This window comes from Streptomyces sp. 11x1 (genome assembly GCF_032598905.1).
GTDB lineage: Bacteria > Actinomycetota > Actinomycetes > Streptomycetales > Streptomycetaceae > Streptomyces.
This window is the reverse complement of record NZ_CP122458.1, coordinates 2,093,726-2,117,948: the sequence shown is the minus strand read 5'-3', so window position 1 is coordinate 2,117,948 and position 24,223 is coordinate 2,093,726. Positions and strand designations below refer to the sequence as shown.

Below are 24,223 nucleotides of genomic sequence, written 5' to 3'. Positions count from 1 at the left end.
TCTGCGTCCGGTTTCGGCCGCGCTAGCGGGTACGGATCCAGACGGTCTTCTCCCTTGTCCACTGCGCGAAGGCGTCGGTGGACCGCTCCGCCCCGCCGAATCCGGACTGTTTCCAGCCACCGAAGGGGGCGGTGATGTCGCCCTCGCTGTAGGAGTTGACGGAGACCACTCCGGCCTGGATGCCGCGGGCGAGGCGGAAGGCGGTGTCGAGGTCGTGGGTCCACAGTGAGGCGGCAAGGCCGTAGGGGGTGGCGTTCGCCGTCCGGATCGCCTCCCGCTCGGAGGCGAAGGTCTGGACGGTGACCACGGGGCCGAACAGTTCCTCGGTGAGGACCCCGCTGCCGTCGGGGGCGCCGACGACGACGGTGGGTGGGTAGTACGCCCCGTGCGGGTGCAGGCCCGCCGGCAACCCGGCGGTGTGGGCCACGGCTCCGGCGGCGACCGCCTCGTCCACGGCGCGGGCGACCCGGTCTCGCGCCGCAGTGCTGATCAGCGGACCCGTGCGGGTGTCCGGCTTGGCCGGGTCGCCGATGACCAGGGCCCCGGCGGCGGCCGTGAACCGTGCGACGACCTCGGAGGCGATGTCCTCGTGGACCAGGATCCGGGAGCCGGCCGTGCAGTTCTGTCCCATCGTCAGGAACGCGGCTTCGATCATGTCGTCGATGAGGTCGACGCCGAAATCGAGCGCGTCCGGCATCAGCACCTGGGGGCTCTTGCCGCCCATCTCCAGGGAGACCCGCTTGAAGTTGGTCTCCGCGGCGTCGGCCAGGATCCGCCGTCCGGTCGCCGTCGAGCCGGTGAACGAGAGCGTGCCGATCCCGGGGTGGCGGGCGAGCGCCCGGCCGGCTTCCGCGCCGTAGCCGGGCAGCACGGCGAGGGTGCCGTCCGGCAGCCCCGCCTCCGTCGCCAGCCGGGCCACGTGGAGGGCCGAACGCGGGGTCGCCTCGGCAGGCTTGAGCAGCAGGCTGTTGCCCGCGGCGAGCGCGGGCCCGATCTTCCAGGCGGCCATGGCGAGCGGGTAGTTCCAGGGGAGGACGGCGGCGACCGCTCCGACGGGTTCCCGGCTCATCAGACCCAGGTGGTCGTGGCTGGTGGGGGCGGTGCGGCCGAAGACCTTGTCGGCCGCCTCCGCGAACCAGCGGATCGACTCGATCGCGCCCGGCACATCGCCGGTACGGCACTCCGTGATGGGTTTGCCCGCGTCCTCGCAGTCCAGGCGGGCCAGGATCTCGGCATCGCGTTCCATCAGCTCGGCGAGGCGCAGCAGGACCGCGGCCCGCTCCCGGGGCGGCCGAGCCGCCCACACCCCGCTGTCGAAGACGCGGTGCGCCTGGTCCACGGCCGTGTCCACCTCGCCCGCGGTGGCGGCGGGCAGGGTGTCGAGGATCTCCCCGGTGGCCGGGTTGATGACGGTGAGCAGGCGGTCGTCCGGGCGGGTGTTCGTGTCGGTGTTCATGTCGGCGTTCGTGTCGGTGTTCATGGTCATGCCTCCTGCACCAGTTCCCAGCGGCCGTCGACCTGCCGGGCCAGTCCTCTGCGCCGCAGGTCCTCCAGGTACCGGGCAAGGCCGCGTTCGCCGCGCTTGCGGAAGAGCGGGAGAAGGCTGGGGAGAAGGTTCGGCACCAGCATGGAGAAGCGGACCAGGAGCGCCTCGCCGACGCGTGGATACGCCTCGAGCCGCGGCCGGTCGAGCAGGCTCACCACCGCGGCGACGACGTCGGACGGCTGCTGCGGCGGGTCCTGGAACTGCAGGGAGTTGCCGCCGTCGACGGCCTCCCGGCGCAGCATCGGGGTGTCGGTGGCCGACGGCAGCACCGAGCCGACGCGAATGCCCTTGGCGCCCAGGTCGAGGGCGATGGACAGCATCGCGCCGCGCAGCCCGAACTTCGACGCCGCGTAGATCGGAGTCTCCCCCTGGGGGAAGATGCCGGCGAGGGACACCGTGGTGACGACGCGGGGATCGGCGGAGGCCTTCAGCAGGGGAATGGCCAGCCGGGTGGCCACCAGCGGGGAGATCATGTTGAGGTCGATCTCCCGCTCGATGGTCTCCACCGGGCGCACGTCGAACCGCTCGGTGCTGGTCATGCCGACGTTGTTGACCAGCACATCGAGGCGGCCGAAGGCGGCGGCGACCTGTTCGAAGAGGTCCGCGACCCCGGCCCGGTCCAGCAGGTCGCAGCCGAGGCCCAGGTGACCGGCGCCGGGCAGGGTGTCCGCGACCCGCCGCGCGCGCTCACCGTCGATGTCGACGACGACGCACACCGCGCCGCCGATCGCGAACCGCCGGCACAGCGCGCTGCCGATGCCACCCGCGCCGCCGGTCACCAGCATCACCTTGCCGGCGTAGTCGTAGCCGCTCATGCCACCGTCTCCTTGCTGCGGACCACCGGCACCGCCGGAGCGCGTCCCTCGGTGGGCCAGCCCATGGCGGCGGCGACCTTGGTCAGGTACTTGGCGTACGCGGCGCTGTCGACGTAGCCGGTGTGGCGCGGGGAGTCCACGAACCGCAGACCGCCGGTCAGGTCCGGACGGTCGCTGCGAATCATGCGGGCGAACCGGGTGGCGTTCGGCAGGCCCTGGCGGGTGTCCTGGACGAAGCCGGCGATCAGCTGCGCCTGGGCGTCGAAGAGCTGGTAGGCGCCGGAGTTGGTCTCGATGAAGCCGACGCCGAACAGCCCCTCGTGCTCGCGGGAGAACGACGACAGGTACAGGTCGGGGTGCTGCTCGTCGCCGAAGTAGGCCTGCGCGACGGGCACCTTGTGCACATAGCCGGTCGCCAGCAGGATCAGGTCGAAGTCGTTGCTGCTGCCGTCGGTGAAGTGGACGGTGCGGCCCTCGGCGCGGAGGACGCCCGGCCGCGCGGTGATGTCGCCGTGCTGCAGGTGGTGCAGGAGCATCGAGTTGACCGTGGGGTGGGTCTCGAAGAGCTTGTGGTCCGGCTTCTGCAGACCGAGGCGGGTCGGGTCGCCGTTGACGATCCGCAGGAGCGCGCCGAACAGCCTCTGCTCCAGCCACTTCGGCATCCGGGGACCGACGCCTTCGAGCGTGTCCACGGGCCTGCCGAACAGGTGCTTGGGGATGAACCAGTAACCGCGGCGCATGCTGATCTCCGCATGGTCGGCGGCACGGGCCGCGTCGCAGGCGATGTCGCAGCCGGAGTTGCCCCCGCCGACCACCAGGACCCGCTTGCCGCGCAGTTCGTCGCTGCTGCGGTAACCGACCGAGTGCCGGATCTCGCCGCTGAAGTCACCCGGGATCTCGGGAATGTTGGGGTGCCACTGCGAGCCGGTGCAGACCACCACCTGCGCGTGTCGGCTGGGGCGCCCGTCGGCACGGGTGACCGTCCAGGTGCCGTCCGCGTTCTTCGCCACGTCGCGCACCGCGGTGCCGAACTCGATGCGTTCCGACAGCCCGTACGCGTCGGCGAACGACGTCAGATACGACAGGATCTGCCGCTGCGGCGGGTAGTCGGCGAAGTGGTCGGGCATCGGCCAGCCGCCGAAGCCCGAGAGCGTCTTGCTGGAGATGAAATGGGCCGACTCGTACATCGGGCTGCCCGGGTTGTCGATGTCCCACAGGCCACCCGGACCGGTGTGCCGCTCGATGTGCGTGTAGGGAAGCCGTCGCTCACCGAGCGCCCGTGCCACTGCCAGCCCAGCGGGACCGGCACCGATGACACACGTGTCGAATTCGGACTCCTTCACGAGTCCACCTCCTCTCGTCGCCACTGTCGGCGTGGGAGGAACTTAGGCAGCACGCAAGCACCGGCGGACTGGCCCGTGCGGCCACAAAGGGGGCCGCAGCGGCCAGCCCACTGACCGCCCCGGCGCGCCACAGACCGATGCCCCTGCCGCCCAGCCGACGGCGAACCCGCCCCGTGGGACACTCCCAGCCCGTCCGCTTCATGACCGCCGGGCTGTCGGGCTGTCGGGCTGTCGGCTCCCGGCCCCCAGCCCCCGGCCGTTCGTTTCCGGTCGCGCGCCCTCGGTCCCTGACCCTGGGCCTTTCGCTCTTGGCCATGGGGCTGTTGGCTCCTGGTTGCCCGGGGCCGTCGGTTCCTCTGCACGGGCCCTTCGCTCCTGGCTCCTGGGCTGTCGACTTCCGGCCACCCGAGCCATCGGCTCCCGGCCGCCCGAACCGTCGGCTCCTCGGCACCAGCCGCCGTGGGCTCTTGCCTCCGAAGTCATCGGCTACCGGCCCCGGGCCGTCCGCTGCTGGCCGCCAGGGCCCCCCATGTGGCCGCCGGTGTCCTCCGGCGGGGCGGCCCGGATTTCTACGGTTGCTCCCATTCGCGCACGCCGACCCATCCACGGTCGTGACAGGAAGAGGGTCCCCCGTGAACGCATCCGTCGGAGCGACGGCTCCGCCCCGGTCCGCGAGCGGCGGCTCGCTCGCGGGGGCCCGTCGGGTCACGACCACCGTGTTCGCCGCCCAGGGCGTGGCAGTGGCCGCCGTGTCCACCACCGTGCCCGCCGTGGCGAGCCGTCTGGGGCTGTCGTCCCTGGCGATGACCGCCCTCACGATCGCCCTGACCCTGGCTGCGGGCGCCGGCAGCTTCGCGGGTCTGGCCGCCGTACGTCGCTCGGGTCCCGTCGCCGTCATGCGCGCGGCGGTGCTGACCGCGGTCGCGGCCCTGCTGTCCGTGGCGTGGGCACCCGGCCCGGCCGCCGCCTCGGCGGCCTACGTCCTCTTCGGGCTGGCGCTGGGCGCCATCGACGTGTCCGTCAACACCCGCGCGGCCACCGTCGAACGCCACTACGGGCGCAGCATCCTCTCCTCCTTCTACGCCGCATGGAGCGCCGCGGGCGTGGCTGCCGCGCTGCTGACGGCGGGCGCCTCCCGGCTGGGCTGGCCTGTCCAGTACGTCCTGACCGCGCACGCCGTACTCGTGGCACTCCTGGCGCTGACCGTCCGGCCCCACGCCCTCGCGCCCGTGCCCTCCTCGTCCAGCGACCGACCGGCGCCGGACGAGGAGGGCACGGGGCGGCGGGTGTGGGCGCGGCTCGTCCCGTTCGGTGTCGTTCTGCTCGTCGCCTACGTCGTCGACTCCGCGGTCTCGGCCTGGTCGACGGCCTACCTTCACCAGACGCTCGCCGCGTCCCTGGCCACCGCGCCGCTCGCGTACGCGGCCTACCAGGCGGGCACGGTGACCGGTCGGGCGGGCGCCGACCTCATGGTGCGCCGGGTCGGGCCGGTGGCGGTGGTCCGCGCCGCGGCCCTGCTCACGGCCGTCGCCCTGGCCGGTCTGGCGGTGGCCCCGAGCTGGCCGTACGCGGTCGTCGCGGCATGCTGTGCGGGCCTCGGAGTCGCCGCCCTGATCCCGTTGTGCGTCGCCGCGGCCGGCCGGCTGCGCCCCGGTGGCCCCGAGACGGTGCTGGCCCGGCTCAACGTCTTCAACTACGTCGGCGTGCTCGTCGGAGCCGGCGCGAGCGGGGCGCTGGGGGCTACGGGCCACTTCCGCATCGCCTACGCGATACCCGCTGCCCTCGCCGTGGCGCTGGTGGCCACGGCGCGCTTCTTCCGTCCGACGGCACCCGAGCCGGCTGCATGCTGGACAACCCGTCGCCCGGGCACGGCCCACGTCCTTCCCGTGGCCGTGGACAGAGGTCGTAGGCCCTGACCGCGGTTTCCCGCCCGACTTGCCGTTCAACTGCCCCTCGGGGGTGGCCTGCGGGGGGACTGGCACGAGCCTGCGTCCGCCCGGTGTCCGATGTCCGGCGTCACGCGGTGCGCGGTGGCCGACGGGGGTCGGAACCGGCGCAGCGGACGCATGTGGTCGACGCCGGGCGGATCTCCAGGCGCTCGGGCGGGATCGTCGTCCCGCAGTTCTCGCACTGCCCGTACTCGCCGCGTTCGAGGCGTTCCAGAGCCCGGTCCAGCTCCGCCAGGTGCTCGCGGGCCTGCGCCATCAGGGAGGCTACGTGGGCCCGCTCGAATGCGGTGGTGCCTCCCTCGGGGTCGTGCTCGTCGTCCACCGCGATCAGGGCGTTCGCCGCGACGATCCCGTCGAAGTCGCGGCTCAGCGCTGCCGCGCGGGCGAGGGTCTCGGCGTGGGCGGCCGCGAGGCGTGCGCGGGCGGCCGAGAAGGTGGACGGGCCGGGGTCGTCAGGACGGTGGTGGGATGCGTCGCCCATGCTGCGAGAACGTCGATACGCGGTGCACGATTCCCAGGCGACGGGCGACAGGCGACAGGCGACAGGCGACAGGCGACAGGCGACTGAATCGCACCGGCTTGACTGGAGACTCCATTCGGACCGGTGCTGTTCAGTCTGGCGGGCAGGAGCCTTTCCAGTAGGTCCTCTCGGAGGTCCTGGCCGAGCTCGCCGTCGCACGGGCGGACGAGACGGACGCCGACACCGTCAACCGGGAGCGGCTGGTGGCAGCGTCCTTACCAGGATCTCTGCTTCTGCGCTGCGGCGAATTGTCGTTGAGCTCGGCCTGGAACTCCGACAGGCCCCGGAGGAACTTGAACAGTCCGAGACCGTCACCCGTCTACCCGCCTCAAGCCGATGGATGCACCCGTTCGAATCCATGGTGCGCGGGTCGGCGGGGCCATCGGGCGGGACGATCACCGACGAGGGGCGACTTGTTGGGATCGCACCTTGCAGGGGCCTTCGGTCACTGTCGGGGCGAGGGTGCGCACTGTCCCGTTGTTCAGGCCGTCTTCTGCTTGTCCGTGGGTTCGCGGTCGTCCCGGTCCACGACGCCGGATTCCATGATGGCGGTGCTGCTGTAGAGGGTGGAGGGCTTGGTCCCGGCTGTGTGCGTGAGGTAGGAGCGCGAGCCGAGAAGTGTGAAACTGTTTCGGTCGAAGATCCACTCGTCTCGAGTTGCGGTGCCGGTCTCCTCGCGGGTGATTCCGATCCCGTGGCGCCCGGCAGCGTCGGTGGCGTCGGGAGTCACGCTCACGCCTGGGATCGTAGCGACGGTCTTGTACAGGGCCGCTGCATTGGCCGGCGGCATGACTGTTTCGTTCAGGAGATCGCCGATCTTCCTGAAGACGGCCTGGTCCTTCGATTCGTTTTCGAGGGGTCGAGTCTGGGCGTAGAGCAGTTTGCGCAGAGCGTCGGTGTCAGTGGGCAGCTTGGCCAGCCACTGGTAGGTGGGCCGGTCGATTCCGGCTGGGAATCCCTGCTCGGCACTGCCGTCAGGGGCGGCCATCTCGATGGGAATCCGCTGCCCAGACATAGGAACACCCTTTCCGGACTCACGGATCACCCCGGTGCGAGTGATCGGTGCGGAGTCCTGCGACACCCAGATTTCGCGGCGGTGTGGAGCGCCGAGCTTCACTGGGCCGTCGAAGGTGCCTTCGTTGCTGCGGACCAGGCTTCGGACGTAGACGAATTGGTCGTCGCGGACCGGTTTGACGTCGACTTCCATGGACGCGGCGGCGATGCGGTCGAGCGTGAGCACTACGCCGTTCGCTGCGGCGTGCTTCGCGTCGGTCGCCTCTGCCTTGACGCCAGGTTCCTGCTCCGTGCCGGGAAGCGTGAGGATCAGAGCGCCGGCGAGGACCATGGCAGTGGCGGGCAGCAGGAAGACCGGACGCAGCCACCGCCGCTGAAGCGCAGGCGTCGCCGGGGTGGGGGCGGCCATCTGCTCCCGGTCGATCTCGCGCAGCAGCACGTTCCGGTGGTGGAGGTGGCGGGTGGGCGTGAGGTCCCATTCGGGTGCGTCCGGCAACAGCCCGCGCAGATGTGCGGCGTCGTCGCCGGAACCGGCATGGCGGTTTGAGGCAGTCATCGGTATTCCTCCTGTGAGCGCGCGGCCGCGAATGCGGCCTGCTTCTTGACCTCTCCGCGGGGGCCGTGCAGTTCCATGTTCTGTACGCTGAGCCGATCGAGCCGGCGGCGGGCGCGCGCGAGCCGGGAGCGCACGGTGCCCAGGGGAATATCCAGTGCCTCGGCGCATTCCTGGTAGGTGAGGCCGGACCACACGCACAGGACGAGAACTTCACGGTCCTGGCTGCGCAGTCCGCTCAGGGCACTGCGGACCGCGGCCAGCCTGCGAGCGTCGTCGATCCGGCCCGCGCTCTCCTCGGCGAAGTCCGTCACCGCAGGTGGAGCCGGTTGGCGTGAGAGGAACAGGCGCTGTCGGCGCAGGCGGCGTGTGGCATTGTGCGTCTTATGAGTGGCGATCCCCAGGAGCCACGGTCTGAGCGACCCGCCCTCGAGGTTCAGGGAAGCTCGGGTCCGCCACGCGGCGAGGAACGTCTCGGACATGATGTCCTCCGCCAGCGACCAGTCCCCGGTCAGCCGCAGCCCATGGTTGTACACCGCACGCGCGTGTGCGTCGTACAGGGTGCCGAACGCATCGCGGTCCCCGGCTCTTATGCGCGCACGTAGCTCATCATCTCGATCTGTGTCTCTCACACCATGTACTCTCCGCAGCCCGGCCGGGGTTTCCATGGCCTGCGTCACACCCCTTCCGAGCCAACCGTTCCCGAACGATGTCATCGCTATCCCGGGCGGCTGAGAGTTCCGGACCGTGTGGTACTCGCCGGCGTCCTGTACGTGCTGCGGACCGGTGTCGCCTGGCGCGACGTTCCCGCGGAGATCGTGGGGTGCTCCGGGGTGACGGCCTGGCGTCGGCTGCGGGACTGGACCGAGGCCGGGGTCTGGCCGCGCCTGCACGCGACCCTGCTGACCGAGCTGCGCCGCGCGGGCTCGTTGGACCTGGACGACTGCGCCGCGGACGGGTCGCACGTCCGGGCCCTCAAAGGGGGGATCACGTCGGCCCCTCGCCCGTGCCCGTCCCAGCTCCAGGCACCACCTGATCGTCGACCGCCACGGAACCCCGCTCGCCGTCACCCTCACCGGCGGCAACCGGCACGACGTCACCCGACTCCTGCCGCTGCGCAACGCCATCCCGCCGATCCGGGGAGCTCGGGGACACCCCCGCTGCAAGCCCCGGCGCCTGGAATCCGCCGTACGCCGACCGGGGCTACGACTTCGACAGGTACCACCGCCTGCTGTGGAAGCGGGGCATCAAACCCATGATCGCCCGACGCGGGGTCGCCCACGGTTCCGGACTGGGCAAGGTGCGCTGAAACGATCAGTAAGTCGGCCGATCAGCCCGCAAGTCGGTCGGCAGGCCGGCCGCCACGTCGGTTGGCCATGCGGCCACTCCACCCCGTCCGAACCCTCCCGTCCCTCCCATCCCTCCTGTCCCTCCTGTCCCTCCTGTCCCTCCTGTCCCTCCCTTCCCTCCCAATCGATCACGGTCGTCGGTGGCACCCTCTAGGATCCGGAGCATGGCGCTGACGACGCACGACGTGGATCGGTTCGAGGCGACGAGGCCCCGTCTGGAGGCGATTGCCTACCGCCTCCTCGGCTCGGCGGGCGAGGCGGAGGACGCCGTGCAGGAGACGTTCCTGCGCTGGCAGGCGGCCGACGTCGACCGGGTCGAGGTGCCCGAGGCCTGGCTGACGAAGGTGCTCACCAACCTGTGCCTCAACCAGCTCACCTCGGCCCGCGCACGCCGGGAGACCTACGTGGGCCAGTGGCTGCCCGAGCCGCTGCTCGCCGGCGACCCGATGCTCGGTCCCGCCGACACCGTCGAGCAGCGCGAGTCCGTCTCGTACGCAGTCCTGACCCTGCTGGAGCGCCTCACCCCCAACGAGCGGGCGGTGTACGTGCTGAAGGAGGCCTTCGACTACCCGCACCGGGAGATCGCCGAGATCCTCGACGTCAGCGAGGCGGCCAGCCAGCAGATCTTCCACCGCGCGAAGAAGCACGTGGCGGCGGGCAAGACCCGTACGGAGATCGACGAGGCGGCGGCCAGGCGGATCGTCGAGGAGTTCCTCGCGGCGGCCACCAGCGGGAAGACCGAACCGCTGGTGGCGCTGCTGACCTCGGACGCCATCGCGGTCGGCGACGGCGGCGGAAAGGTCCCGGCCCGCGCCAGGGCGTTCGAGGGCGCCCTCGCGGTCGCGAAGTTCATGCGGGGCCTGTTCAAGCCGGCCCCGCAGAAGCGGTCCCTGGTCGGCGGCTCGCCCGAGATCCACATCTCGACGGCCAACGGCGGTCCCGCGGTCCTCGCGGTCGTCGAGGGCCGCGTCGTCGGGGTCATCTGTCTGGAGATCGGTACGGACGGCATCGTCGCGTTCCGCAGTCAGGTCAACCCCGACAAGCTGGAGCGCGCGACCGAGGTGTGGGCGGCCACCGACCACGGAGAGCCGCTGTTCCACGCGTTCTGAGCCTCTGCGCGCCTGCCCGCCCGCGTCGTCCTGAGCCCTCACAGCGGGATATGACCTGCTTCACATTCTCTTTCTGTCAGGAAAACGCGGGCTGCCCGGTTCAAGGGGCGAGACCGAGCAACGGCAAGCCTCTGACCCGCGCAGACAGGAGCAAGAAATGCAGCAGCACCGCATCATCGTCCTCGGAGCCGGCTACACCGGAGCCTCCGCCGCCGGTCGCCTCGCCAAGCGGCTGCACCGCGCGGACGTCGCGATCACCCTCGTCAACGCCGAGCCCGACTTCGTCGAGCGCGTCCGGATGCACCAGCTCGCAGTCGGCCAGGAGCTCAAGCCCCGCCCCTTCGACGAGCTGTTCGAGGGCACAGGCGTCGAGGTGAAGCTCGCCGAGGTCGCCGGTGTCGACGCCGACCGCAGGACCGTCACCGTGGTCGACGCGCAGGGCGCCGCGCGGCAGGAACTGGAGTACGACACCCTCGTCTACGCCCTCGGCAGCGGCTGGAACCCCCAGGGCGTCCCCGGCACCGCCGAGCACGCCCACGAGATCTCCAGCCGGCCCGGCGCGCTCCGGCTGCGCGAGCGGCTGGCCCGGCTGGACGCGGGACAGCCCGTGGTGATCGTCGGCGGCGGGCTCACCGGCGTGGAGGCCGCCACCGAGATCGCCGAGGCCCGCCCCGACCTGGATGTCGCCCTCGTGGCCCGCGGCGGCTTCGGCGACTGGCTCTCCGACAAGGGGCGAGGGCATCTGCGGAAGGTCTTCGCCGGGCTCGGCATCACCGTGCACGAGCACACCGCCGTCACCGCCGTCGAAGCCGACCGCGTCCTGACCGATGGGACGACCGTCCCGGCCGCGGTCACCGTCTGGGCCACCGGCTTCGCCGTCCACCCGATCGCCGAGGCCAGCACCCTGGAGGTCTCCGGCACGGGCCGGATCGTGGTCGACGGGACCATGCGTTCGGTCTCGCACCCCGAGGTGTACGCCATCGGTGACGCGGCCCTGGTGATGGGCCCCGGCGACAAGCCGCTGCGGATGTCGTGCGCCTCCGGCGTTCCCACCTCGTGGCAGGCCGCCGACACCATCGCGGCCCGCCTGACCGGCGGAAAGCTCCCGAAGATCGGGATCCGCTACTACCAGCAGTGTGTCTCGCTCGGCCGCAAGGAGGGCCTGATCCAGTTCGTCACCGCGGACGACCGGGCCGTCCCGAAGGCCCTCACCGGCCGCCTCGCCGCCGTCTACAAGGAGCTCATCTGCAAGGGCGCGGCCTGGAGCGTCGCCAACCCGACGGTGGGCATGCCGGTCCGCCGCCGCCGCACGGTACAGCCGACCGGCAGGGTGGACCAGGCGGCCCGGGCGGGCCGCACGGACGCGGGGGGCCCGGCAGGGCAGGGGGACTCGACGGAGAAGGTCGCGGCCTGAGCCGGACGGCCCGGCCCACCCGGCCGCACGACGGAACGGGGCCCTCGACCAGAGGGCCCCGTTCCGTCGTGCGGCCGGGTAGCTCGTCAGCCGGCATGTACGCGCGGTCGGCGTGCGCGGTCGCGTTCCGCCTCGCGCAGGACCTCCCGGGTGACGGGGGCGACCTCGCCCTGGCCGAAGAGGAAGAACCGGAGAAAGTGGCGAAGGTGCTCGGCGGTCAGCGCGGTCGACCAGTCGGTGACGACCTGGCCCTGGTGACGACGTGCCACAGGCCGGCGAGCCCAGGAGGGTGAGGACGAAGAGCTTGCCCTTCCAGAACGTCAGCAGGCGTTCCAGCATCGCGATGGAGCCCTCGCCCCGGGGACTCTCCTCCGCCACCCGCCGGTACACGGGAGGGCTCCCGCGAGGGTGACGACGACCAGCACGATGGTCGCGATGGGGGAGAGCAGACCGGCCGCCGGCGCGGCGATGCCGGGCTGGTAACCGGGAGTGGAGAAATAGTCGACGCCCCTCAGGCACATCACCCACCACCAGGACTGCCCCCCGGCGCGCGGGCTCAGGCCGGGCGTGCGGTCCGGCGTGGCCGCCGCCCTTGCCCATGTCGGACAGACCCTCCAGCATCCAGGTGTGCAGGAGCCGTTGAGAGCGATCGGTGGCGGCCATCGGCGTGCTCCCGGTGCATGGCTCCGTACGGGAAAAGCCATCAATCGGACGGCACCCCCAGCGTACGCAGAGAGTGACGTCCGGGCCCGTGGGAAGCGTGCTCCGAAGGCGTCAAACGTCCGTCAAGACCTTCGCGCCTTCGCGCCTTCGCGCCTTCGCGCCTCCGTGTCTCCGTGTCTCCGTGTCTCCGCGCTTTCGTGCCGCCGTCAGCCGGTGCTGCTCAGAGGCTGCGGGCGGTGATGTCGCCCTGCATCGTGGTGGCGCGGATGTCGAGCTCGGCGGTGCCGTCGTTGCGGAGGGCGTTGCTGACGCGGCCGTACTCGGTGCCGGCGTCCAGAGCGGCCGACACGTCGGAGGCGGCGCCGACCGTGATGTCCCCGGACTGGGTGAGGAGCACGACCTCGCCGCGCACGGCCTCGGCGATCCGGATGGAGCCCCGCTGCGTGCTGATGTCCGCGGGGCCGCCCAGCCGGCCGACCTCGACGTCGCCGTCGATCGCGGTGAGGCGGAGGCTCGCGACCTCGTCGACCTTGATCCGGCGGTAAGCGCCCGCGAACGCGACGTCGCCGAGGCGTCCGTCGGTCCGCAGCTCGGCGCTCTCGGACCTGGCCTCGACGTGCGAGCCGACGGGCAGGTGGACGGTGACCTCCAGGGACCCGGAGAAGCCGACCAGCTTGCTGTCGGGGGCAGCGGTGGTGATGTGCAGGACACCGTCGGCGTACGAGACGGTGGTGCGCGCGGCGGTCTTGACGTCGCGCCCCTTGGACGGGTCGGCGGGCAGGACCTCGACGGTGGTGCCGGCTCCATCGGTGGCGACGAACCGCACGCGCCCGGCAGGGATGTCCAGGACGGCGGAGACGGGGGCGGGGGTCTCGAACTTCTGCATCATGCTCTCCTGTGAACCAAAGTTTCCGATGAAGGAAAAGCTACGTTGCGTTCGTGGACCGAGCAACATAGTTGTTGCGGGATATCGCTGTCATTGCAGGTGAGATTGGTGATTTCGTTGCAGTGGGCTTCTCGCTAAATGCAATGACAGTCGGAGATTCGTTGCAATGAAATGCATGTGAACGCTGCACTCGCTCTCGACGCGCGAGAGCGCCGAACAGATCTGGCGCGGACCGGGCCGTATGGGTTCCGTCAAAGTCGGCGGCCTGCCCGTAAGGGACCCGTCAACGGGCGGACTGTGCGGCCGAAGAGGGGCTTTCCTCTAGTCGTCCGATCCTGTTCCGACCCTCTCCTAGGAGTTCGCGATGGCCGATGTGGCCTTCGTCGTCGTCACGGTCGCGGTGTTCGCGCTGGTGGCTCTGGTGGCCAAGGGGGTGACCCGGCTGTGAGCGTCGAGCATGTCGTCGGCCTGATCGCGGCCGTCTCCCTGCTGGGCTATCTCGTCCTCGCCCTGATCTTCCCGGAGAGGTTCTGACAGTGACATCAGCTGCTGCCGCAGCGGGGGGCATGGGGCCTGTGCTCGCGGGCGTCCTCCAGTTGCTCGCCCTGATCGGCGCGCTGGCTCTCGCCCACATCCCCCTCGGCACCTACATGGCCAGGGTCTACTCCTCCGACCGGCACTGGCCCGTCGAGAAGTGGATCTACCGGTGCATCGGTGCCGACCCCGACACCGAGATGCGCCGGCCCGCGTATCTGCGCGGCGTCCTGGCCTTCTCCGTGGTCGGTGTGCTCTTCCTCTATCTGCTGCAGCGGATCCAGGGCATCCTGCCCGGCTCGCTCGGCTTCGCCTCGGTCGACCCGGCGCAGTCGTTCAACACGGCCGTTTCGTTCGTGACCAACACCAACTGGCAGTCGTACTACGGCGAACAGACCATGGGACATGTGGTCCAGGTCGCCGGGCTGGCGGTGCAGAACTTCGTCTCCGCGGCCGTCGGCATCGCCGTCGCGGTGGCCCTCGTACGGGGCTTCGCACGCTCGCAGGGTGGTGAACTCGGCAACTTCTGGGCCGATCTGGTGCGCGGCACCCTGCGCATCCTGGTGCCGCTGTCCGTGGTCGCCGCGCTCGTGCTGGTGGCCTGCGGCGCGATCCAGAACTTCTCCGGCATCCACGAGGTCGGCCAGTTCTTCAATGGGCACAGCATGGGCGGCTCCCAGCAGTGGAACGGCGGCGCGGTCGCCTCGACGGAGGCCATCAAGGAGATCGGCACGAACGGCGGCGGCATCTTCAACGCCAACTCCGCCCACCCGTTCGAGAATCCGACGCCGTTCACCAACCTCTTCGAGATCTTCCTGCTGCTCGTCATCCCGTTCTCCCTGACCCGCACCTTCGGTGTGATGGTCGGCAGCGTGCGGCAGGGGTACGCGATCCTCGCCACCATGGCCACCATCTGGGTCGGTTTCGTCGCGCTGATGATGTGGACCGAGTTCGCCCACCACGGCCCGGCGTTGCAGATCGCGGGCGGCGCGATGGAGGGCAAGGAGCAGCGCTTCGGGGTCGGCGCCTCGTCGATCTTCGCCGTGTCGACGACGCTGACCTCGACCGGCGCGGTGGACTCCTTCCACTCCTCCTTCACCGGCCTCGGCGGCGGCATCACCCTGCTCGGCATGCAGCTCGGCGAGATCGCGCCCGGCGGCACCGGCTCCGGCCTCTACGGCATGCTGATCATGGCGGTCATCGCGGTGTTCATCGCCGGGCTGATGGTCGGCCGTACCCCCGAGTACCTGGGCAAGAAGATCGGCACCCGCGAGATCAAGCTCGCCGCCTGCTACATCCTCATCACACCGGCCCTGGTGCTGGTCCTCACCGCCGTCTCCATGGCCCTGCCGACCCCGCCGAACTCCATGCTGAACCCCGGAGCGCACGGCTTCTCCGAGGTGCTGTACGCCTTCACGTCCGCCGCCAACAACAACGGCTCGGCCTTCGCCGGGCTGAACGCCAACACCGACTGGTACAACACCATGACCGGACTCGCGATGCTGCTCGGCCGTTTCCTGCCGATGGTGTTCGTGCTCGCGCTGGCCGGTTCCCTCGGCGAGCAGCGGCCGGTCCCGGCCACGGCGGGCACGCTGCGCACCGAGAAGCCGCTGTTCACCGGTCTGTTGGTGGGCGCGATCCTGATCATCACCGGTCTGACCTACTTCCCGGCCCTCGCGCTCGGGCCGCTGGCCGAGGGGCTGGCGTCATGACCACCCGCACAGAGAAGTACGAGGACTCGATGTCCACAGCCCCCCCGACCCGGGCGCCGCACCATGATGTGCCGACCGGTCACAAGGACGAAGGACGGGTCGGCGCGGGCCTGTTCGACCCGAAGCAGTTGCTCGGGTCGCTGCCGGACGCCTTCCGCAAGCTCGACCCCCGGGTGATGGTCAAGTCGCCCGTGATGTTCGTGGTCTGGATCGGCTCCGTGCTGACCACGGTCTTCTCCTTCAAGGATCCGGGCGACTGGTTCGGCTGGACCATCAGCGCATGGCTGTGGCTGACCGTCGTCTTCGCCAACCTCGCCGAGGCCGTCGCCGAGGGCAGGGGCAAGGCGCAGGCCGACACCCTCCGCAAGGCCAAGACCGACACCGTGGCCCGGAGGCTCACCGAGGGCGGTGCCGACGGTGCCGAAGAGCTGCTTCCCGGAACCGAGTTGAGGATCGGCGACCTGGTCGTGTGCGAGGCCGGCGACATCATCCCCGGCGACGGTGACGTCGTCGAGGGTGTCGCCTCGGTGGACGAATCGGCGATCACCGGCGAGTCCGCGCCCGTCATCCGGGAGTCCGGCGGCGACCGGTGCGCCGTCACCGGCGGCACCAAGGTCCTCTCCGACCGGATCGTCGTCAGGATCACCACCGAGCCGGGCGAGACCTTCATCGACCGGATGATCGCCCTGGTCGAGGGCGCGGCCCGGAAGAAGACCCCCAACGAGATCGCGCTCAACATCCTGCTGGCCTCGCTGACGATCGTGTTCCTGCTGGCGGTGGCGACCCTGCCGCCGTTCGCGGTCCACGCGGGCACCCACCTCACGATGGTCGTGCTGGTCGCCCTGCTGGTGTGCCTCATCCCGACCACCATCGGCGCGCTCCTGTCCGCCATCGGTATCGCGGGCATGGACCGGCTCGTGCAGCGCAACGTCCTGGCGATGTCCGGCCGGGCGGTCGAGGCCGCCGGTGACGTCTCCACCCTGCTGCTCGACAAGACCGGCACCATCACCCTCGGCAACCGGCAGGCGGCGGAGTTCGTGCCCGTCCCCGGCACCACCGAGACCGACCTCGCCGACGCGGCCCAGCTCTCCTCACTTGCCGACGAGACCCCGGAGGGCCGCTCCGTCGTCGTCCTGGCGAAGACCGAGTACGGGCTGCGCGAGCGGAGTCGGGGCGAGCTGGCCGGTGCCGAGTGGATCACCTTCACCGCCCAGACCCGGATGTCGGGCGTGGACGTCGACGGGCGCAAGGTCCGCAAGGGCGCCGCCGGATCGGTCATCGCCTGGGTGCGCGAGCAGGGCGGCACGGTCTCGGAGGACGCCGGCACGCTGGCCGACCGGATCTCCGAGGCCGGCGGCACGCCGCTGCTGGTGGCCGTCGAGGACAGCGACGGGGCACGGGTGCTGGGCGTCATCCACCTCAAGGACGTGGTCAAGGAGGGCATGCGCGAACGCTTCGAGGAGCTGCGGCGCATGGGCATCAAGACGGTCATGATCACGGGCGACAACCCGCTGACCGCTCGTGCGATCGCCGAGGAGGCGGGCGTCGACGACTTCCTCGCCGAGGCCACCCCCGAGGACAAGATGGCTCTCATCAAGCGCGAGCAGGCCGGCGGCAAGCTCGTCGCGATGACCGGCGACGGCACCAACGACGCCCCGGCCCTCGCCCAGGCGGACGTCGGCGTGGCCATGAACACCGGGACCTCCGCCGCCAAGGAAGCCGGGAACATGGTGGACCTCGACTCCAACCCGACCAAGCTCATCGAGATCGTCGAGATCGGCAAGCAACTGCTCATCACCCGGGGTGCGTTGACGACCTTCTCCATCGCCAACGACGTGGCGAAGTACTTCGCGATCATCCCGGCGCTGTTCGCGGCCGTCTACCCGGGCCTGGACAAGCTCAACATCATGGGCCTGTCCTCGCCGGACTCCGCGATCCTCTCGGCGGTCGTCTTCAACGCGCTGATCATCATCGCGCTGGTCCCGCTGTCCCTGAAGGGCGTGCGGTACCGGCCGGTCAGCGCGGACAGACTGCTCCGCCGCAACCTGACCGTCTACGGCCTCGGCGGGCTCGTCGCGCCGTTCATCGGCATCAAGCTCATCGACCTGCTCATCTCTCTGATCCCCGGGATCGGGTGAAGGACATGAACAACTCCTTTGCGAACACTGCCCGGTTGCTGAGCGCGGGCCTGCGGGCTCTGCTCGTGCTGACCGTGCTCACCGGCATCGTCTATCCGCTGGCCGTCACTGGTGTGGCGCAGGCGCTCTTCCCCACCAAGGCGAACGGCTCCGAGGTGACGTACGACGGCAACGTCGTCGGGTCCTCGCTGATAGGCCAACAGGGCTACAGCCTGGACTACTTCCAGCCCCGCCCGGCGAACGGACTGGGTGAGAACTCGCTCAACACCCGCTACAAACTGATCCTGTCCGGCGCCACCAACCTGTCCGCGGACAACAAGGACCTCATCAAGCAGGTCGAGGACGCCAAGGCGAAGGTCGTCAAGGACAACTCGGTGCCCGGCTACACCGTCAGGCCGTCCGAGGTTCCCGCCGACGCGGTCACCTCCTCCGGCTCCGGTCTCGACCCGGACATCTCCCCGGCCTACGCCGATCTCCAGGTCCACCGCGTCGCCGAGCGGAACAGCCTGACCGTCGCCCAGGTGCGGAGGCTGGTCGACGAGCACACCCAGGGCCGCACCCTCGGCTTCATCGGCGAGCCCCGGGTCAACGTCCTCGAACTCAACATCGCGCTCAAACACCTCGCGGCGAACAAGTGATCGCCCCGACGCGACGCAGGTGGGTCGGCGGCCATGCGCCTCACCCTCACATCCAGCCCGAACCAGACAGCGCCCGGGGAGGAGAGATCTCCATCCCGGGCGCTGCCCCGGCTTCCGTCTCGGCTCAGGCCGAAGCCGCCCCGTCAGGGGTGACGGCGTCGCCGCGGACGTCGAGGTGAACCTGGTGGACCTGGTCGACCTGGTGGACCTTCTGCATGCACTCGATCAGGACCCCGCCCGAGATCCAGGCGGCCTGCGCCTCACGACATCACCACGTGAGACATCCTCACAACTCCCTGCACCCAGAAGTCGATCTGCAGTACCGGAAGTTGATGGTGTGTCAGGCGGGAAGGGGGTAACCGCGAAACGGAATCGCTTCCAGTTCGGTTCCATTAGATCACCCGCTTCAAAAGGACGACGCATGCGCAGATCACGCAGAGTGCTGATCCGGCTGGCCACGGGCTTGATGGCCCTCGCGGTGCTGGGCGGTGTGGCGACGCCGGCTTCCGCGGACGGGCCGGCCTCGTCGCAGACGGGAACGCGGCAGTACAGCGCGGACGACGACTACTTCGCCGTCTGGTCCCGCGCGGACGCATTGAAGCTCCGGCAGGACAAGACCAACACTGCCCCCGCGTGTCGCCGGACTTCCCGGTGATGACCGACAAGGTGTGGGTGTGGGACACCTGGCCGCTCACCAAGCTCAACACCCGGACCGCCACCTATAGGGGCTGGCACGTCATCTTCTCGCTGACGGCTCCGCGCTCGGTGCCGTTCGGCGACCGGCACTGGCACGCGAAGATCGGCTACTTCTACTCGCGTGACGCCAAGAGCTGGAAGTACGGCGGTGATCTGTTCCAGCCCGGCACATCGTTCGGCTCACGTGAGTGGGCCGGCTCGACGGCGCTCGTCGGCGACAAGGTGTACTCCTTCTACACCGCTTCCGGGCGCGACAACGGCGGCGTCGACCCCAACGACGCACTGCAGCGTCTGGCGCAGACGACCGGCAAGATCCACGCGGACAGGAAGCGCGTGTGGTTAAGCGGCTTCCAGGACCACCGCATCATCGCCGAGGCCGACGGCGAGCTGTACCAGACCTTGCAACAGTCCCAGGCGGGCCCGATCATCTACGCCTTCCGTGACCCGTTCGTCTTCCGGGACCCCCGGGACCGCAAGATCCACCTCCTGTTCGAGGGCAACACCGCCGGTGTCGCCGGCACGTACCGGTGCACCAAGCGCGACATAGGTGACGTCCCGGCCGGTCACGAGGTGCCGGAGGACGCGAAGTACTACACGGGCAACATCGGTCTGGCCACTGCTGACAGCGGCAGCATGGACAACTGGCGGCTGCAACCCCCGCTGCTCTCGGCCAACTGCGTGAACCAGCAGACCGAACGGCCCCACCTCGTCATCCGCAACGGCAAGTACTATCTGTTCACCATCAGCCACACGTTCACGTTCGCGCCGGGGCTGAGCGGCTGGGACGGCCTCTACGGCTTCGTCGGATCGTCCCTGCGCAGCGACTACAGGCCGCTCAACGGCAGCGCGCTGGTCCTGGGCAACCCGGAGGACGCCCCGACGCAGCAGTACTCGCACTACGTGATGCCCAACGGGCCGGTGGAGAGCTTCATCGACACGGTTCCGACCGCCGACGGCGGGACCCGCTTCGGCGGCACCCTGGCCCGCACCCTCCTGGTGTCTTTGAAGGGCGACAAGACCAAGCTCATCGGGCAGTTGGACTACGGCTTCATCCCGTGAGCAACCCATAGTCGGGCAACCCGCCGTGGTCGGCCACGCCACACATGGCCCCACGGCGGGTGTGTCAATGCGACGGGTCCGGCGGTAGTCGGTGGTGACGCCGAGGAGCCGGCTCGCACCCGACAGGCGGCGGTGCCGTGTCCGGTGTGCGGGACGCCGACGGTGAAGGTGCACGGTCATCACCGCCGGGCGGTGACGGACGTACCGGTCGTCGGCCGTCAGGTCGTGGTCCCCTGGATGTACGGCGGCTGGTCTGTCCTGTCCTGGCCTGTGGATGGCAGACCTTCCGCGAGCAGATTCCCGGACTGCTGGAGCGTCATCTTCGCCCAGAAACCAAGGCGGCGGCCATGCGTTTCTCCCCGTATCCTCCCCAGGGCCGATTCCGCCACGATCCGTGACCGGTGCGAGAGCAAGGACCGCACAAGAGCTGAGCTCGGCAAGGGGGGGAATCAGAGCCAGTCCCGCCGCTTGAAAAGCACGTACAAACTGGCACACACGACCCCCATGAGGCCGATCGCGAAGGGGTAGCCGAAGCTCCAGCCCAACTCGGGCATGCTTTCGAAGTTCATGCCGTAGATAGTTCCGACCAGTGTGGGAGCAAACAGGATCGCCGCCCACGACGAGATCTTCTTGATCTCCTCGTTCTGTTCGAAGCCCGCCTCCGCCAGGGCCCGCATCTCCGCGTTCTGCTGCTGCGTGACGAGGGTCGCGTTGACCGTGAGGATCTCCGTGAGGGCCTGGCGGAAGCCGTCCACGCGCTCGCTGGTGTGGGTGACGTGGTCGGCGACGTCACGGAGGTAGCGCTGGAGCTCCTCGTCCGTCTCGTACTTGGTGAAGCCGGCCATGAGGCCGTGGAGCATGCCGACCAGGGGGCGCGTGGCGCGCTGGAACTCGACCATCTCGCGCGAGAGTTCGTAGATGCGGCGGGAGACCTCCGGGTCGCCGCGGAAGACCTCCGTCTCGATCTCGTCGATGTCGTTCTGCACCCCCGCGACGACGGGCGCGTACCCGTCGACCACCGCGTCGAGGATGGCGTAGAGGACCGCCTCGGGGCCCAGCTTCAGCAGTTCCGGGTCCTCCTCCATCCGGCGGCGCACGGCCGACAGGTCCGGTGCCGCCCCGTGCCGGACCGTGATGACGAAGTCCGGCCCCACGAAGACGTGCAGCTCGCCGAAGTCCACCTCCTCCGGCGCGTCGAGGTAGCGCGCGGCGCGCAGGACGACGAAGAGGGTGTCGCCGTAGCGCTCCAGCTTCGGGCGTTGATGCGCCTCCATCGCGTCCTCGACCGCCAACGGGTGCAGGTCGAACTCGGCGGCCAGGGAGAGGAGTTCGGCCTCGGTCGGACGCGCGAGGCCGATCCACGCCATGCCCGCCGGGGCCCGGCGGAGTTCGCGGAAGGTGTCCGCGAGGGTCGCCGGGGAGGAGACACGTACTCCGTCCTGGTACAAGGCCGCCTCCACCACACTGGCCGCCCGCTCGGCCTCGGGCGGCGGCGCCGGGTCCGGGCTCGGTGTCGTCGGCCCGCCGGGCGGTGTCGGCGGAGAGGGCAGCGCACGGCGCCAGACGGACTTCCGGCCGCTCTTGGAAGTGGGGCCGGTACTCTTCGGCGCCGGGCGGGCGCGTCGATCGGCCATCGCGGATGCCTCCCGAGGTGCGCGGACTCGTAGGACTGTGTGATCACCGATCAGGATACGGACAGGACGCGAACAGGGTACGGGGAGGGTTAGGGATGGTTCCGGATGATGCGGCCGGGTTCTGCGGTCGCGCCCTGTTCGGGCGGCACTCGGGCGGCACTCGGGCGGCTCTCGGGCGGAGCGCGGGCGGAGCGCGGGGCGGGCCGGGCGTACGCGACACCGTCGCGCCCGTTGGTACCGGTGGCCGTGCCGGCGGCGGTGAAAACCGTGCGCCCTCGCCATCGAGGACAGAAGTTGTCCGCAATGCCCGCTAGCGTGCACAGCATGACGAACAAGGCGCCCCAGACCGCCGCTCCCCGGCTCGGTACCCTCGCTCTCAATCGCGCGACCCTGGCCCGTCAACTCCTCCTGGGCCGGGTGGAGATGTCCGCCCACGACGCCGTCGAGCACCTCCTCGGCCTCCAGGCGCAGAACGTCCAGCCGCCCTACTACGCGCTCGCGGCCCGCCTGGACGGCTTCGCGCCGGAGCAGTTGTCGGGGCTGATGGCTGATCGGGAGGTCGTCCGTATCGTCAGCATGCGGTCCACGATCCACACGCACACGGCCGAGGACTGCCTCACCCTGCAGCCGTTGGTGCAGCCGGCCCGGGAGCGGGAGCTGAACCTGTTCCGCAAGGGTCTGGTCGGCGTCGACCTCGACCGGCTGGAGGCCATCGCCCGTGAACTCGTGGAGGACGAGCCGCGCACGCTGAAGCAGTTGCGTGAGGCCCTGGTCATGGAGTGGCCCGACGCCGACCCGTTCGCCCTCGGTCTCGCCGCGCGCTGCCGGCTGCCGCTCGTCCAGGTCACCCCGCGCGGTCTGTGGCGCAGGAGCGGACAGGTCGCCCTGACCACCGCCGAACACTGGCTCGGCAGGCCCGCCCAGGAGGCCCCGGCACCGGAGGCCGTGGTCCGGCGCTATCTCGCCGCCTTCGGGCCCGCCTCCGCGAAGGACATGCAGACCTGGGCGGGACTGACCCGGCTGCGCGAGGCGTTCGAACGGCTGCGCCCGGAGCTGGTCACCTTCCGGGACGAGCGCGGCACCGAGCTCTTCGACCTCCCGGACGCGCCCCGCCCGGACCCGGAGACTCCGGCGCCGCCCCGGCTGCTCCCCGAGTTCGACAATCTGCTTCTCTCGCACGCCGACCGTTCCCGGGTCGTGCCACCCGACCTCAAGGGTCGTTCCTGGCAGGGGAACCAGGCCCACCGCACCTTCCTCGTCGACGGTTTCCTGGCCGGCATCTGGAGGCTCGACGGCGACGACGCCCACGTCGTCACCCTCGAACCGTTCGGACGCCTCACCGGCCGGCAGCGGACGGAGCTGGTGGAGGAGGCCGCCCGCCTGCTCGAGACGCTGCACGGCACCGGCTCGTACGACATCCGCTTCGGCACGGTGGCAGCCACCGACCGGTGACCCGCCGCCCTCGTCGCACAAGTGGAGAGGGGGCGCCCCGAACCGCTCGTGGCAGGTTCGAGGCGCCCCCTGATATCACCTGAGGACGTGCCTCAGGAGTCCGTGGGCCGACTTCTTCCCGTCAGGAGTTGACCTGCGCGGCCACCGTGTTGGAGAAGGTCGTCAGCCGGGTGTAGATACCGGGGTACTGCGCGTCGGCGCAGCCGTAACCCCAGGAAACTATGCCTGCCAGGACGCCCCCGATCATCAGGGGACCGCCGCTGTCGCCCTGGCAGGTGTCAACGCCACCGGAGGAGTAGCCGGCGCAGACCATGGAGCTCGCGATGAACTCGGAGCCGTAGGACCTGGAGCTGCCGCAGACCGAGTCGGCCACGACCGGCACGGTCGCCGTGCGCAGCTGGTTGGAGGAGGAACCGCCCGAGGAGGTGGTGCCCCAGCCGACGATGCGGGCGGTGGTGCCGGCCGCGTAGACGCCCGTCTGGGAGGCGCTGACGTAGGGCACCGTGGTGTACGGCTGCGCGACGGCGAGCGTCAGCACCGCCACGTCGCTGGTCATGTTGGAGCTGTTGTAGCTCGGGTGGATCCAGATCTTGCTGAGCGTGCTGACGGTGCCGTTCGTGCCGTTCCGGTAGGTGCGGCCACCGACGACACGGGTGTTGGAGGTCGTTCTGCCGACCATGCAGTGAGCGGCGGTGATCACCTTGGTGGGCGAGACGAGGGTGCCGCCACAGAACTGGCTCTGCGAGGCGTTCGTGATCTGCATGACGTACGGGTACGCGCTCGCGGTGGTGGTGGTGCCACCCACGATGGGCTGGGGAGCGGCGACGGCGCCGGGCGCGGTCAGAAGTGCCGCAGCGGCGGCGGCGGCGGCGGTCGCAGCGGCGGCGACCATCGACTTCTTGGCGCGGTTGAACCCGAACATGGTTCTCCTCATGGGGGGTTGCCGGTGGGGGACGCGCGGGTGGGGGGAGTGCACAGAGCCTGCGGTGCCGCCCCCGCTCGGGGGAGCCGAGCGGGGGCGGCGGGCCGGTCTGTGTGCCCTGGCGTGCGGCACGTCACAGAAACTAAGAGCCGGAGCGAGCCCCTCCCAAGGGGGGATCCCCCTAAGGGAGTTGAGGAGGGAAAACCCTCGATGACCCGGGCCGGGGTTTGAGCCTAGGCTGGAGCCGCAAGGTCGCCGCCCCGCACGGATGCCTCCA

Annotated in this window: 20 protein-coding genes and 3 pseudogenes; 12 read left to right on the top strand and 11 right to left on the bottom strand. The window is 70.2% G+C overall.

Annotated features, from left to right (window positions below):
- Positions 1–22 precede the first annotated feature (22 nt).
- The 3 genes from P8T65_RS09425 to P8T65_RS09415 are packed head-to-tail and all read right to left on the bottom strand — an operon-like array spanning position 23 to position 3,704.
- Positions 23–1,456 (bottom strand): aldehyde dehydrogenase family protein, encoded by a 1,434-nt coding sequence (locus tag P8T65_RS09425; RefSeq protein ID WP_316731530.1) that lies wholly within the window; start codon positions 1,454–1,456, stop codon positions 23–25.
- Between the two features lie 26 nt (positions 1,457–1,482).
- Positions 1,483–2,361, bottom strand: a complete 879-nt coding sequence (locus tag P8T65_RS09420; protein ID WP_316724982.1) for an SDR family oxidoreductase — start codon at positions 2,359–2,361, stop codon at positions 1,483–1,485.
- Positions 2,358–3,704, bottom strand: coding sequence for an NAD(P)/FAD-dependent oxidoreductase (locus P8T65_RS09415; protein WP_316724981.1), 1,347 nt, complete (start codon positions 3,702–3,704; stop codon positions 2,358–2,360). Before P8T65_RS09415 ends, P8T65_RS09420 begins: the two co-directional genes overlap by 4 nt.
- 632 nt (positions 3,705–4,336) lie before the next feature.
- Here P8T65_RS09415 and P8T65_RS09410 point away from each other — a divergent pair.
- Positions 4,337–5,620: an MFS transporter gene (locus P8T65_RS09410; RefSeq protein WP_316724980.1), complete on the top strand. Its 1,284-nt coding sequence runs from the start codon at positions 4,337–4,339 to the stop codon at positions 5,618–5,620.
- Positions 5,621–5,720: 100 nt separating this feature from the next.
- On the opposite strand, the gene P8T65_RS09405 is transcribed toward P8T65_RS09410, so the two are convergent.
- From P8T65_RS09405 to P8T65_RS09395, 3 genes are all read right to left on the bottom strand, one after another.
- The gene (locus P8T65_RS09405; protein WP_316724979.1) at positions 5,721–6,134 is read right to left on the bottom strand and encodes a TraR/DksA C4-type zinc finger protein; all 414 of its coding nucleotides are present in this window, start codon (positions 6,132–6,134) and stop codon (positions 5,721–5,723) included.
- 520 nt (positions 6,135–6,654) lie between these two features.
- Positions 6,655–7,743: a CU044_5270 family protein gene (locus P8T65_RS09400; RefSeq protein WP_316724978.1), complete on the bottom strand. Its 1,089-nt coding sequence runs from the start codon at positions 7,741–7,743 to the stop codon at positions 6,655–6,657.
- Positions 7,740–8,372: an RNA polymerase sigma factor gene (locus P8T65_RS09395; protein WP_316731529.1), complete on the bottom strand. Its 633-nt coding sequence runs from the start codon at positions 8,370–8,372 to the stop codon at positions 7,740–7,742. The genes P8T65_RS09400 and P8T65_RS09395 overlap by 4 nt, the downstream gene beginning before the upstream one ends.
- 3 nt (positions 8,373–8,375) lie before the next feature.
- Here P8T65_RS09395 and P8T65_RS09390 point away from each other — a divergent pair.
- From P8T65_RS09390 to P8T65_RS09380, 3 genes and pseudogenes are all read left to right on the top strand, one after another.
- A pseudogene (locus tag P8T65_RS09390) lies at positions 8,376–9,046 on the top strand (IS5 family transposase); the annotation flags it as partial.
- A gap of 207 nt (positions 9,047–9,253) precedes the next feature.
- Entirely contained in the window at positions 9,254–10,198 is a 945-nt protein-coding gene (locus P8T65_RS09385; protein WP_316724977.1) for an RNA polymerase sigma-70 factor, read from the top strand.
- Positions 10,199–10,355: 157 nt separating this feature from the next.
- The gene (locus tag P8T65_RS09380) at positions 10,356–11,612 is read left to right on the top strand and encodes an FAD-dependent oxidoreductase (protein ID WP_316724975.1); all 1,257 of its coding nucleotides are present in this window, start codon (positions 10,356–10,358) and stop codon (positions 11,610–11,612) included.
- A gap of 86 nt (positions 11,613–11,698) precedes the next feature.
- Here the strand turns inward: P8T65_RS09380 and P8T65_RS09375 are convergent, their stop codons facing one another.
- The 3 genes and pseudogenes from P8T65_RS09375 to P8T65_RS09365 all read right to left on the bottom strand — a co-directional run bounded on the left by P8T65_RS09375 (position 11,699) and on the right by P8T65_RS09365 (position 13,161).
- Positions 11,699–11,881 carry a hypothetical protein gene (locus P8T65_RS09375; RefSeq protein WP_316724973.1) on the bottom strand — a complete coding sequence of 61 codons (183 nt, stop codon included), beginning with the start codon at positions 11,879–11,881 and terminating at the stop codon, positions 11,699–11,701.
- 1 nt (position 11,882) lies between these two features.
- A pseudogene (locus tag P8T65_RS09370) lies at positions 11,883–12,275 on the bottom strand (amino acid transporter); the annotation flags it as partial.
- Positions 12,276–12,495: 220 nt separating this feature from the next.
- On the bottom strand, positions 12,496–13,161 hold the full coding sequence (locus P8T65_RS09365; protein ID WP_316731528.1) for a DUF4097 family beta strand repeat-containing protein: 666 nt from the start codon (positions 13,159–13,161) through the stop codon (positions 12,496–12,498).
- 444 nt (positions 13,162–13,605) lie between these two features.
- Here P8T65_RS09365 and kdpF point away from each other — a divergent pair, with 444 nt between their 5' ends.
- The 7 genes and pseudogenes from kdpF to P8T65_RS09330 all read left to right on the top strand — a co-directional run.
- Positions 13,606–13,695: a K(+)-transporting ATPase subunit F gene (gene kdpF / locus P8T65_RS09360; protein ID WP_316724971.1), complete on the top strand. Its 90-nt coding sequence runs from the start codon at positions 13,606–13,608 to the stop codon at positions 13,693–13,695.
- Positions 13,696–13,727: 32 nt separating this feature from the next.
- Complete coding sequence (gene kdpA, locus P8T65_RS09355) at positions 13,728–15,407, top strand: potassium-transporting ATPase subunit KdpA (RefSeq protein WP_316724970.1); 1,680 nt, start codon at positions 13,728–13,730, stop codon at positions 15,405–15,407.
- Positions 15,404–17,545, top strand: coding sequence for a potassium-transporting ATPase subunit KdpB (kdpB, locus tag P8T65_RS09350; RefSeq protein WP_316724969.1), 2,142 nt, complete (start codon positions 15,404–15,406; stop codon positions 17,543–17,545). The genes kdpA and kdpB overlap by 4 nt, the downstream gene beginning before the upstream one ends.
- Before the next feature lie 5 nt (positions 17,546–17,550).
- The gene (locus P8T65_RS09345) at positions 17,551–18,183 is read left to right on the top strand and encodes a potassium-transporting ATPase subunit C (protein WP_316724967.1); all 633 of its coding nucleotides are present in this window, start codon (positions 17,551–17,553) and stop codon (positions 18,181–18,183) included.
- A gap of 421 nt (positions 18,184–18,604) precedes the next feature.
- The gene (locus P8T65_RS09340) at positions 18,605–18,838 is read left to right on the top strand and encodes a hypothetical protein (RefSeq protein WP_316724965.1); all 234 of its coding nucleotides are present in this window, start codon (positions 18,605–18,607) and stop codon (positions 18,836–18,838) included.
- Positions 18,817–19,938: a glycoside hydrolase family 68 protein gene (locus tag P8T65_RS09335; protein WP_316724963.1), complete on the top strand. Its 1,122-nt coding sequence runs from the start codon at positions 18,817–18,819 to the stop codon at positions 19,936–19,938. The genes P8T65_RS09340 and P8T65_RS09335 overlap by 22 nt, the downstream gene beginning before the upstream one ends.
- Before the next feature lie 111 nt (positions 19,939–20,049).
- Positions 20,050–20,255, top strand: a pseudogene (locus P8T65_RS09330) (transposase family protein); the annotation flags it as partial.
- A 132-nt stretch (positions 20,256–20,387) separates the two neighbouring features.
- Here P8T65_RS09330 and P8T65_RS09325 read toward each other — a convergent pair.
- The gene (locus tag P8T65_RS09325) at positions 20,388–21,572 is read right to left on the bottom strand and encodes a magnesium and cobalt transport protein CorA (protein ID WP_316724962.1); all 1,185 of its coding nucleotides are present in this window, start codon (positions 21,570–21,572) and stop codon (positions 20,388–20,390) included.
- Positions 21,573–21,896: 324 nt separating this feature from the next.
- Between P8T65_RS09325 and P8T65_RS09320 the strand changes: the two genes are divergently transcribed.
- Entirely contained in the window at positions 21,897–23,024 is a 1,128-nt protein-coding gene (locus tag P8T65_RS09320) for a winged helix DNA-binding domain-containing protein (protein ID WP_316724960.1), read from the top strand.
- Positions 23,025–23,145: 121 nt separating this feature from the next.
- Here P8T65_RS09320 and P8T65_RS09315 read toward each other — a convergent pair whose 3' ends face one another.
- The gene (locus tag P8T65_RS09315) at positions 23,146–23,946 is read right to left on the bottom strand and encodes a serine protease (RefSeq protein WP_316724958.1); all 801 of its coding nucleotides are present in this window, start codon (positions 23,944–23,946) and stop codon (positions 23,146–23,148) included.
- Between the last annotated feature and the right edge of the window lie 277 nt (positions 23,947–24,223).